This is a genomic window from Fibrobacter sp. UWH6 (assembly GCF_900142465.1).
Classification (GTDB): Bacteria; Fibrobacterota; Fibrobacteria; order Fibrobacterales; family Fibrobacteraceae; genus Fibrobacter.
In genome coordinates this window covers 1-10,292 of record NZ_FRAX01000040.1, presented here as the reverse complement: position 1 = coordinate 10,292, position 10,292 = coordinate 1, and the positions used below count along the sequence as shown (strand labels likewise).

Annotated in this window: 9 protein-coding genes and 2 pseudogenes; 9 read left to right on the top strand and 2 right to left on the bottom strand. The window is 45.6% G+C overall.

All coding sequences use genetic code 11. The features are described from left to right. Positions 1-240 (top strand): annotated as a pseudogene (locus BUB73_RS16425) (hypothetical protein); the annotation flags it as partial. Between the two features lie 181 nt (positions 241-421). Next, a pseudogene (gene tnpA / locus BUB73_RS16420) lies at positions 422-730 on the top strand (IS200/IS605 family transposase); the annotation flags it as partial. Between the two features lie 274 nt (positions 731-1,004). Here tnpA and BUB73_RS16415 read toward each other — a convergent pair. Continuing rightward, complete coding sequence (locus BUB73_RS16415) at positions 1,005-2,483, bottom strand: GGDEF domain-containing protein (protein WP_073287559.1); 1,479 nt, start codon at positions 2,481-2,483, stop codon at positions 1,005-1,007. A gap of 344 nt (positions 2,484-2,827) precedes the next feature. On the opposite strand from BUB73_RS16415, the gene BUB73_RS16405 reads away from it, so the two are divergent. The 7 genes from BUB73_RS16405 to BUB73_RS16380 all read left to right on the top strand — a co-directional run bounded on the left by BUB73_RS16405 (position 2,828) and on the right by BUB73_RS16380 (position 9,546). After that, complete coding sequence (locus tag BUB73_RS16405) at positions 2,828-3,913, top strand: hypothetical protein (protein WP_073287553.1); 1,086 nt, start codon at positions 2,828-2,830, stop codon at positions 3,911-3,913. Positions 3,914-3,922: 9 nt separating this feature from the next. After that, a complete protein-coding gene (locus BUB73_RS17490; protein ID WP_158535561.1) occupies positions 3,923-4,072 on the top strand; it encodes a hypothetical protein in 150 nt (49 codons plus the stop codon). 98 nt (positions 4,073-4,170) lie between these two features. Beyond that, positions 4,171-4,656 (top strand): 2-C-methyl-D-erythritol 2,4-cyclodiphosphate synthase, encoded by a 486-nt coding sequence (gene ispF / locus BUB73_RS16400; protein ID WP_073157352.1) that lies wholly within the window; start codon positions 4,171-4,173, stop codon positions 4,654-4,656. Between the two features lie 477 nt (positions 4,657-5,133). Continuing rightward, entirely contained in the window at positions 5,134-6,639 is a 1,506-nt protein-coding gene (locus tag BUB73_RS16395) for a hypothetical protein (protein ID WP_073287551.1), read from the top strand. A gap of 85 nt (positions 6,640-6,724) precedes the next feature. After that, positions 6,725-6,949 carry a hypothetical protein gene (locus tag BUB73_RS16390; RefSeq protein ID WP_139259278.1) on the top strand — a complete coding sequence of 75 codons (225 nt, stop codon included), beginning with the start codon at positions 6,725-6,727 and terminating at the stop codon, positions 6,947-6,949. Positions 6,950-7,123: 174 nt separating this feature from the next. Further along, entirely contained in the window at positions 7,124-7,270 is a 147-nt protein-coding gene (locus BUB73_RS17485) for a hypothetical protein (protein ID WP_158535563.1), read from the top strand. Between the two features lie 242 nt (positions 7,271-7,512). Further along, a complete protein-coding gene (locus tag BUB73_RS16380) occupies positions 7,513-9,546 on the top strand; it encodes a M26 family metallopeptidase (RefSeq protein ID WP_073287541.1) in 2,034 nt (677 codons plus the stop codon). 239 nt (positions 9,547-9,785) lie between these two features. On the opposite strand, the gene BUB73_RS16370 is transcribed toward BUB73_RS16380, so the two are convergent. Further along, positions 9,786-10,046: a hypothetical protein gene (locus BUB73_RS16370; RefSeq protein ID WP_073287536.1), complete on the bottom strand. Its 261-nt coding sequence runs from the start codon at positions 10,044-10,046 to the stop codon at positions 9,786-9,788. Between the last annotated feature and the right edge of the window lie 246 nt (positions 10,047-10,292).

Genomic DNA, 10,292 nt, shown 5'->3' with positions numbered 1-10,292 from the left:
GAGGTTCTGAAAATGGCATTCCAGAGTATTGGACAAAGGCTTGGCTTTGTGAGCGCCGGAGACGAATACCGCGCCCTTGAACGCAAGGTTCGCAGGATGGAGTCGGCAAGCAAGGCAAAAGATGCGAAACTGGCTGCGAGTGAAGCTAAACTGGCCGATCAGACCAAAGCTCTTGCCGATAACGCTGCTGAAATTGCTGCTCTCAAGGCAGAAATCGAACGGCTTAAGAGTGGCAAATAGCTGCTGCAAGCATTTCGCATAACGTTAGGACCCCTCGCGGGTCCTTTTTTTGTATAAAATGCCCCCCCCCAGCTATGCTGGGGTGTTCAAATAAAGTCTTCTGGCGATCATGAAAAAAATCCTCTGGCTAAATTAGTGGTGCGGTCTGCCAACTGCATCACAATAAAACCAAAGGATTAATATGAATAATAGAAATACAACCGTCCATACAACGTGGAATTGCAAATATCACATTGTATTTGCTCCCAAATTTAGAAGGAAAGTTTTCTACGGGGAACGCAGACTTGAGATAGGAAAGATTCTGAGAAGATTGTGCGAATGGAAGGATATTGAGATTGTTGAAGCCGAAGTCTGCGTTGATCATGTACACATGTTGCTTTCGATTCCCCCGAAATACTCGCCATCATCAATCGTCGGATACCTGAAGGGCAAAAGCAGTTTGATGATCAATGAGAAATATCCTGAATTACAGAAAAAATATCGAAGCCGAGTACGGAGAACAGTTAGGCCTATTCGGAAAGAAATAACCCGTTTACGGGTAGCCGGGTAAGGACCATCGCAGGGGGCAGACTGCGTACGCGTGTTAGCGCGTGCCGTAACATAGGGCTTTGCCCGTCTATGAAGAACCACCGCCGGTGGGTTCCTTTTTGTATCCTTCACGAAAAAGTCGGGGCGATTTCCTTATTTCGGGGGCGACTTTTCTCCCAGCACTCACGAATAAATGTTGGTTTTAAATAGGGAAGAATTTTGGGGATTGTTTTCGCTTAACCGCGGTAGAACGTGAAGGACTTGCCGGGAACTTTCTTGCTTTCGTAAGTGCAAGCGTCCGCCTGCTTGTAAAGCTCATCGAAGTTTGCTTCGCCGCCCTTTGCGATAGTTGCACCTAGGCTTACAGAAATGCGATAATCTTCAAGGCCCTTCACCTGGGTGTTTTCCAGCGTATTAAAGAATCTCTGGATAACCCTTGCGCCCAGTTCCTCGGTAGTGATATCCTTGGCGAAAAGCACAAATTCGTCACCGCCCAAGCGCATCAGGATGTCGTTGTCGCGGAAAGCCTTGCGCAGTGCCTTTGCGGTAGCGATAATCACCTCGTCGCCAGCCTGATGCCCCAGCGTATCATTCACCTGCTTGAACTTGTCGATGTCGAAAAGGCAGAACATACCATCCACCTTGTTGAACAATTTTTCCTTGATCTTGGTGGATCCGGCCTGGCGGTTGAACAATCCCGTCATGGCGTCGGTTTCTGCCATGGAAGTCAAGTGTGCTTCGCGGTTCTTCTGTTCGTCGATATTTTCAACCACATAGATGACGCGGTGCAGAACTTCTTCTTCGCTATCTTTCACGGCGATGAAACGTGCGCGGCACCATCCGAAATGTTTTCCCAAAAATTCGTGGGTGATGGTGTTCTTGTCCTTCAGTCGATCCTTCAGGGTGGTCATGTCGGTAAAGGCGAGAACCTCTTCCAAGTAGTCGGGATCCGTGGTGGCTTCCATCACTTTTTTGACGCAAACGGTAAAATTCTTTTCGGTGGGCAGGGAGTCCTGGATAAACTGGTTGGTTCGCATCATGGTGAACTCGTCGGTATCCATGTCGACCTGCGCCATAGAAATGTAGATGTTGGCCATGGACTTCCACTGCAACAACTGCATCTTGCGTTCCTTACTGTTGGCCAGGTTTTCGCGATGCTCAAAAACAAAACGCTCCAGCAAGGCCTTTTTCACGCAGCAGCCCAGGAATATACCCACGCAAGAGAAAATGGTCGAATTGACAATTTCCTGCATGCGGATTGCGGCGGGTTTTATGTCGGTGCCGTAATAGAGGGCGATAAACGATAGGGCGACAACGATGGTAAGGACTGTTACTCGGAAAGGCCTTGTGGCGAAAAGTTGAGGTACGATCAGGTACATGCCGAATAGGGTAATGGTCAACTGTTCCGGGGAATTGACGAACGTCAGGAACATGCCTGCGGCATAAAGCGCACACTCGAACGCAAATTCCAATGAGTGCAGAAGTTGTGGGAATCTGGGCACGAGCAACTTGTTGGCCAGAAAGATCACTATGGACAGAACCAGGGCTGCGATGTAACCCGTGGCCTTCTGCGAAATACCGTTGATGTCTGCTGAAAGTGCGGCCGCGGTCGCCGCTGCGAAAGCTGCCATGGAAAGCAACGAAAACGCATTTAGGGTTCTGCGGTTTCTGCTATCGATGGCCTCCTGGGAGGCTCGAAGCTCCTGGGGATTCATATGCGCATTTACGAGAAAACTCTTGATTTCTGTAAACATAAGACACCAAACTTTTTTAAAGGCTATGAAAAAGATAGGAATAAATCAATGAAAAAGTGTAAGTTTTTTGTAAGTGCCTTGAAAAAATATGTTTTTTATTATGGACATCAAAAATCAAGTGCTAAATGTGATAGAACATACAGAAAAAGCAGGCCGAATATTGCCATATATATGGTAAAACCTAAATTTGGGACGAAAAGTTTTTAGGTCGTAAAGAACATTGCCCGATTTTAAAATATTGAAAATTTTTTCTGTTTTTTTAAATTTTCCCTGGTTTGGTAATGTTATCAAAGGGAGTCTTAAGAATGAAACGTTTTTTCCTTTCTCTGTTTGCAGGCGTATTTGCCGTATCAGCTCACGCCGCCGATACCAGAAGCGTGGAAGATCTGAATGCACTTTCCAATGGAAGTGTTGTCTTCACAAAAGAAAATGACAAGTTGGTCGCTACCATTACGGACACCGCAAGAGTGTTCAACATTACAGACGATGTTGAAGTGGACGAAGTCCGCATGGAAAGAGTATTTGCGGCAGATAAGCCGGCGACCATAATGCTTCCGTTTTCGATCAACCTAAATAATATCAAGGGTGGTTCTGTTAAAAGATTGCAAGGTGTTTTTGATAACAATACCAGAGTTGATTTTGGCGAAGAAACGTTTGGCTACGCCTCTGCTTATGCGCCCTATGTTGTTGTCCTAAACAATGGATCCACCAAGCTGACTTTTGAAGGTCCTGTAAAACTGCTTGCGACTGTAGAAAACAACTTAAAAGGCAACCCTTGGAATGACCCTTGCGCGAATAATGGCAATTGGCGCATGATGGGAACCACTGCTCTCAAGGGCTGGACTGCAAATGGCGTTAATGCTAGCGAAATTGGTTACGTATATGGCTTTATGGGTAAGGAACTCAGTGGTTCCGAAGCTGCTGATGCTGTTGAAGGTAAAAACGAAGTTCATGTGGGTGATTTTGTAAAGGTGAAATCTGCTAAGGTGAACGCCTTGCGCGGTTACCTGAAGTACGTGGGTAGTGACGATTGCCCTGTTTCTAGCAATCAGCAACAAGGCAAGCCTGCAGCCCCTGGTGAAGAATCTCCTGAAAATGTGGTGTTCTCGCTTGAAGACTTGCCTGACACTATGGTTGTTTCTGTCATTAATTCCAACCCGGTGGTTGTCCCTGTCGAAGAGGAATCTGTTGGCGGCGACAAGATCGAAAGCGGAACGGCTGAAAACGGACAAAACGAAAAGGTTGAGGAATCGACCACGGCTATTCACAGTCTCAAGGCTCCGACTACTGCTAAAAGCGAACGTTGGCATGACGCCTCTGGTCGTAGCCTGAATAAGCCTAAGTCCCATGGTGTCTTTTTGCAGGACCATACCCCGGTTCTGGTTAAGTAGGAGGTTGTTGTGAATATCAAGTTTGAATCCGAAAAGAAGGAATACGTTGTTCCTCAGATGACCGTTGTTGATATGGAGTATTCTGGCGTATTGTGTAGCTCTGGTGAATCTGATCCTGCAGACGCAGAGGGCTGGGACTCTTTGCCTGGGCTGAACTAAAAATCCTTTTTTATAAAACAAGACGAAACTCCTCGGCGTAATATTTATGCCGGGGTGTTTTTTGTTATTTTGGTCTTGAATTTAAAACTGAGGTTTTTATGGATAAGATTTATCGTTCTGGTATTGGTTTTGACGTTCACAAGTTGGTGGAAGGCCGCAAGTGCATTATCGGCGGCGTAGACATTCCCTACGAAAAGGGTTTGCTGGGTCATAGCGATGCCGACGTGCTGCTCCACGCCATTAGCGATGCCTTGCTGGGTGCTGCTGGCCTGGGCGATATCGGAACCTACTTCCCGGACACCGACCCTGCCTTCAAGGGTGCCGACAGTCTGGAGCTCTTGCGCAAGGTGGGTGAGGAAGTGGCGAAGGCTGGCTACGACATCATCAATATCGACGCCATTGTCATGTGCGAACGCCCCAAGGTGAACCCCCACAAGGACCAGATGAAGGCGAACATCGCCCGCGTGCTGAACCTCGACGTAAAGCAGATCGGTATCAAGGGGACCACCACCGAAAAGTTGGGCTTTACGGGCCGCGGTGAAGGCATTGCCAGCCAGGCTGTTGCCATGGTCCGCAGCAAGTAACAATACCCTCGGCGCGACCTTCAGCACAACCTTCTTCAAGGCCTTGCAGTTTTCCTTCGGTGAGGCGGCAGATGATTTCGTCCTGTGCGATCATAGAGTGCTCCTGGGTCTTGAGCAAGCTTTCGCTGGTGAAGTATTACTTTTGTGTTGTGGAAGCGATGTGGACAAGTAGACGCTCTTCAATCGCCAAAACGACCTTCCCTTATCTATAATGTGAACTTGAAAGTACTCAACCGAGCATTTGTACATTAAAGTAATGCTTCGCCTTTTTGAATTCGGGAAATGTTCGTAAAAGAAAACCCGACTTCACCTTCGTTTTCAACTAGTTAGTATAAATATTGACAAAAACTTACATCGTGTCGTTTACGATGTCGTTCTTGTCACACTAAGGAAATATTTTGTCTTGTACGAATAAATGGTTTTACTAACTTTTTATAAAAAAACGAATGTAAGCAAAAATTAACGGTGCTTGAAATTATGAAGGCACGTTTATTTACAACTCTCGCTTTGGCAATGGTCGTGAGCTCCACTTGGGCGATGGATCAGGATGCTAGCGGTTGCTACCTAATTAAGAATCTGAATAATCTTAAGACTGATGGCCAGTCTTTTATGAATACTGCAGGCAATAGTAATAAAAATGCTTGCTTCAAGCTTGATGCTGACATTTCCATTACAGGGACAAATAACTGGACTCCGATTGAGGGCTTTGCTGGTACCTTTGATGGCCAGGGTCACACCATTACCGGTTTGAACATTACAAAAACAACGAGTAATGTTGGCTTCTTTGGAAGTACAGATGGCGATGTTGTTATAGAAAACTTGACATTGGGAAGCGGAACTGTTACCGCTACGCAATCGGGAGGCTTTTTGGGAGTTGGGACGAAGAACGCTGACAATGTTGCTGCGCTGGTTGGTGGTGCTGGTGGAAAATCCTTGACCATAATCAATTGTGTCTCTAAAGTCGATGTTAAAGCGAATGGTAGTGATGTCGGCGGTTTAGTTGGCTATGCCACTGTGCCAGTAACGATTATCGGGTCTGGCAATGAGGGCACCGTAAATGGTGGCGGTAATCAGATTGGAGGCTTGATTGGTCAGACAACAAAGACTTTGATGATTGAAAGTTCCTATAATACAGGAAATGTAACTGGTCCTAAATCTGGAAATAAGGCTTCCACTGGTGGCTTGGCGGGAAGTGCTGATACTGCTAAAATTTATTATTCCTATAATTCTGGCGATGTATCTGGAAATAATAGTGACCCGATCATTGCTAAGAGTAACTCAGGCGAAGTGCACGAAACATACACTGCGGAGAAAACGTACACAACAACAGGAACCAGTTCGGTTACTGGTGTTGCACAAAAAAATACTGTTGCTGAAATTGCAACTCAGCTTGCCCAGGATAATCCCTCTGCATGGGCTGTTGATCTTGAAACTGGCTTGCCCACTCAGAAGCACAAAGTTGGCGATGCCGATGTTGACTGGTCCACTCGTACTGCAACCCTCGTAGATGGTTCTGGCAAGGAGTCCGTCAGTTATGACGCAATGACTGTTGACCACGTTGTTCTCGATCGCAAATTCACTTCTGGATCTGTGGCAACTATCGTGTTGCCGATTACTGTACCTGTAAGCGATATCAGTGGCGCAAAGGTCTACTACTTCAACAAGGTTGCAAAGAATGCTGAAACTGGCCGTTGGAAGGTGACCATGACTACTGTTAAGGATCAGGTTGTTGCTAATACTCCCTATGCCTTGATTCCTTCCGCAGAAACAGTTGAGTTCACGGGAGGTCCTTATACCTTTACAGCTACTTCTTCGGAACCAATGGCTGTCACTCGCACTGCCGAAGCTCCCAATGACGACATCACTTGGTCTTTCATTGGCGTCTCTAACAAATACCAGGCTGCTGAAAATGGTGGTAATAGCGAATACGGTTGGGATTACTGTTACGCCGCTCAAACTCAGGAAGAGGGGGGGCATCCGTAAGGGCCAGTTTACCATCACGGCAGGCTGGGTTGATCCAATGCATGCTTATCTCCATAGAAATCCTGTGCAGGTTGCAGGTAATTCCTTGGCTAAGAGATCTGCCTCGTCCTATAATTACGATGCCGTTGTTGAAAGTCTTGATGTGGAATTTGACGATGAAAACGGCACCATGGCGATTGGACACTTGAATTCTGCTACAGGAATTATTACTATTGATCGCTGGGTTGACCTTAAGGGCCGTAAGATTCAAGGTAAACCCTCTGCAAAGGGAGTATATTTTAACAACCATAAGAAGGTGATTGTAAAATGATCGTAGAAAAGAGCGAAGACCGTAAGGAGTACATTAAGCCTCAGCTCGTAGTTGTTGATCTGAGTGTTGGCCAGCAGTCGCTTCTGTGTGGTAGTTGTGAGGATGACCCTACTGCAGGTGGTGATACTGAATGGAACGATGACTAGCGGTGTTTTTTTTGCTGAGGATTTTCTCATGGAAAAGAAGGTCTACGTAATTCCAAAGATTACTGTTATTAAGCTGAAGGTTTCTAGCAGATTGATGGAATCTTCTGGGGAGCCTGTTTATTATGGCCCTGCGGCCTCTAAAGAATCCTTGGATAATTTGGATCGTCTAGTCTAAAATTCTGATGATTACGGGATAATCAATCCCAAAATGAAACTGAGAATAGATGAATCTTTTCTTCGAATGAAGAGAAGAAGGGTTTGTTTCGGTTTCATTTTTTTTAGTGAGGCTTTCTTTCTTTGAAAAGTGTGATGTCCGACAAACAAAATAACGCTCAAAAGGAAAAGTTTAGGCCAAATATGGTCTAGGGTTGTAAAGAATCTATATTTCAATTCTGTAAAGAAGTAAGGGAGAAAAATATGAATCTGTCCAAAAAAATTTTGACTTTGATGGCCGCAACATCCGTTGCCTCTATGGCAGATGTTTGTACGCTGATTGACAACGTATATAACTGTAATATCGGTAATGCTGCGGATTTTTCGGAACTTGCTGCTTTGGTAAACAGTAATGAAGCTAATCGTACTTTTGATGTTAAGCTGACCGCTGATGTTGATTTGAGTAGCTATGTAAGCGAATCCTGGATTCCTATCGGTTCTGAGGATTATCCGTTCCAAGGCGTTTTTGATGGTCAAAATCATACTATTAGCAACCTGAAATATGTGAAACCCAGTAAGGATAATGTGGGCTTGTTTGGTGTTGCTAAGGAGATGGATGCTAAGGATGTTGGTTTGGTTAATTTCAACTTGTCGGGGTGTAATAATGTTGGTGCTTTGATTGGACGAGTTGTCAGTGGTGGACACTTGGACCTTACGAACGTATACAATAGTGGGTCTGAAATCCTTGGTGATGCCGCCGTTGGTGGCCTTGTTGGTCGAGCATATACGAACTATAATATTGTTTCCTGTTATAATACCGGAATTGTTGAAGGTATTTCTGCGGGGGGCTTGATTGGGATTTTGTCGGGTAGTGGAGTTTCTGGCTCTGGGTATATTCGAAACTCCTACAACATGGGGGCTGTTGGTACTAGAACCGCCGGAGGCTTGGTTGGTGTTGTTGGCGATGATGCTCCGACATCGACAAATTTGATGATTGAGAATTCATATAATGTTGGTTCTGTAAATGGAAACGCTTATGCGGGAGGCCTTGTTGGTCGAGGTGATGTTGGAGTGTTGGCTAATTCCTATAACAAGGGTGCGATTGCTGGTGACACTGCTGGAGGGTTCTTAGGAAAAGGGGCGTGTTCGCAGGGGCTGAGTAATTCCTATAATTTGGGTAGTGTAACTGGTGTAACGATGGCTGGAGGTTTTACTGGCGAAGGGTGGATGAATGTGTCCGATTCCTATAATGCGGGAATAGTCACGTCTAATGGCCAAAAGGGCGAAATTTCTACGGATTGGGTTAGTACGACTAACACGTATTGTATTGGTGAAAGCCAGAATTGCATCCAGAAATCCGAAGAAGAATTCACAAATGGAACAGTTGCAGGTTTGTTGTCTAGTGGCTCAGAAACTGTCTGGACAACTGGTACTGATGGTTATCCCGTTCTTATTGGTGTTGGTGGCCAAGAAAATGCTCCGGGCGAAAAGGAAATCGTTACCCTTGACGGTGCATCTGGCGAACCTCTTGTAATTACAGAAGAACAAGAGGTAGATGGTATCGTTCTCAATCGAGAATTCTCTCCGAACTCTGTTGCAACGATTATGTTGCCGTTCTCCATCGCCGTAGAAAAAGTGACTAATGCAACGTTCTACAACTTCAGCAAGGCCACAAGAGTGGATGGCCGTTGGAAGGTGACCATGACCCGTGAAAAGTCTCAGGTTTTGGCAAATACTCCTTACGCAGTTTTTGTTGATGGTACGGAAATGGCATTTGAAGAAGGTACTAAGGTTACCTTGGTTCCCAATACGCCTTCCTCAAACTCTGTGACAAAGCATTCCGAAGATGGCAATCCGGATTACTGGTCCTTTATTGGCACCTATGAACGTGTTGATATTGAAGAAGGTAATAGCACTGATGGTTGGAATTACTGCTATGCAGCTCAGGCTCAGGAAGAAGATGGCATTAAGAAGGGACAGTTTGTGTACATGGGTTCTGGTGCTTGGGTTGCCCCCATGCGTGCTTACCTCAAGCGAATTCCTGATGCTACTTACGAACCTGCGCCCCGTGCTTTGATGAAGCCTGCTGCTGTCAGCTCCATCAATTCTATTCCGTTTGAAATCGGTGTGGAATTCATCGATGAAGAAGAGGGCACAATGGCTATCGGCACTATCAATACCATTACCGGTGAAATCAAGGCAGATCGCTGGTTTGACATGAAGGGTCGCAAGCTTGACCATAAGCCCACCACCAAGGGTACCTACTATAATAACCGAACAAAGGTGATTATCAAGTAAAAAACGTTTCTTACGTGAAAAAACAGGCTCTGACGCAAACGTCAGGGCCTTTTTGTAAATATGAAAAACCCAGCAATGTGGATAGCTTTTTTTGTTTCCTCGGGTATTTTACTCGCGGTAAACATTAAAAGCCCCGACGAATTGTCGAGGCTATCCCGGTGAACGATTTCGAACATTACGTTCCGGAGAAGTTCATTGACGGGTTTATTTTCCTGTCCGTTCCGCGGCAATTTTGCCTGCTAGTTCCTGCATAAGCTAAAGATACCCAACTCCTCGCGGTAGCTCTTGCAAAAGCTAACCGGGAAGTTGCTAATCCACACGCTGTAGGTGGTGGGCATCAAGTAGGGATGGTCTTCCTTCTCGGTCTCAGTGCGCTGGTTGTCAAAGTGAATCTTGGACTCGATGGAAAGTTGGTCCGCGTAAAGCTCCACACGGTCCGTAAAATCCTCGTGAGACGCCCGCTGCATCTCTAGGTCCACGAACTCATCGTTGTTGAGCATCAAATGTCGCCATTGTAATTCCAAAGCGGGAACGCCCCCGCAATAGCGCAAGGCAGATTTGCCCTACATACTATAAAACGGTGGAAATGGGGAAAAATTACGGCTCTTCATCAACATGTGTGGGTGGCTTCGCCACCCTTTTTTGTTGACATTCGCCTAAATTAAACAAAAAATGGGCTATTTTCTAAAATTTAATCGCCAAAAAAAACAGAAGAAAAAGCCCATGTCAAAATTATACAAATCCAT

Coding starts and splice junctions, on each gene's coding strand:
- BUB73_RS16415 (WP_073287559.1), bottom strand. CDS start 2,483: ATGAATCCCCAGGAGCTTCGAGCCTCCCAGGAGGCCATCGATAGCAGA.
- BUB73_RS16405 (WP_073287553.1), top strand. CDS start 2,828: ATGAAACGTTTTTTCCTTTCTCTGTTTGCAGGCGTATTTGCCGTATCA.
- ispF (WP_073157352.1), top strand. CDS start 4,171: ATGGATAAGATTTATCGTTCTGGTATTGGTTTTGACGTTCACAAGTTG.
- BUB73_RS16395 (WP_073287551.1), top strand. CDS start 5,134: ATGAAGGCACGTTTATTTACAACTCTCGCTTTGGCAATGGTCGTGAGC.
- BUB73_RS17485 (WP_158535563.1), top strand. CDS start 7,124: ATGGAAAAGAAGGTCTACGTAATTCCAAAGATTACTGTTATTAAGCTG.
- BUB73_RS16380 (WP_073287541.1), top strand. CDS start 7,513: ATGAATCTGTCCAAAAAAATTTTGACTTTGATGGCCGCAACATCCGTT.
- BUB73_RS16370 (WP_073287536.1), bottom strand. CDS start 10,046: ATGCTCAACAACGATGAGTTCGTGGACCTAGAGATGCAGCGGGCGTCT.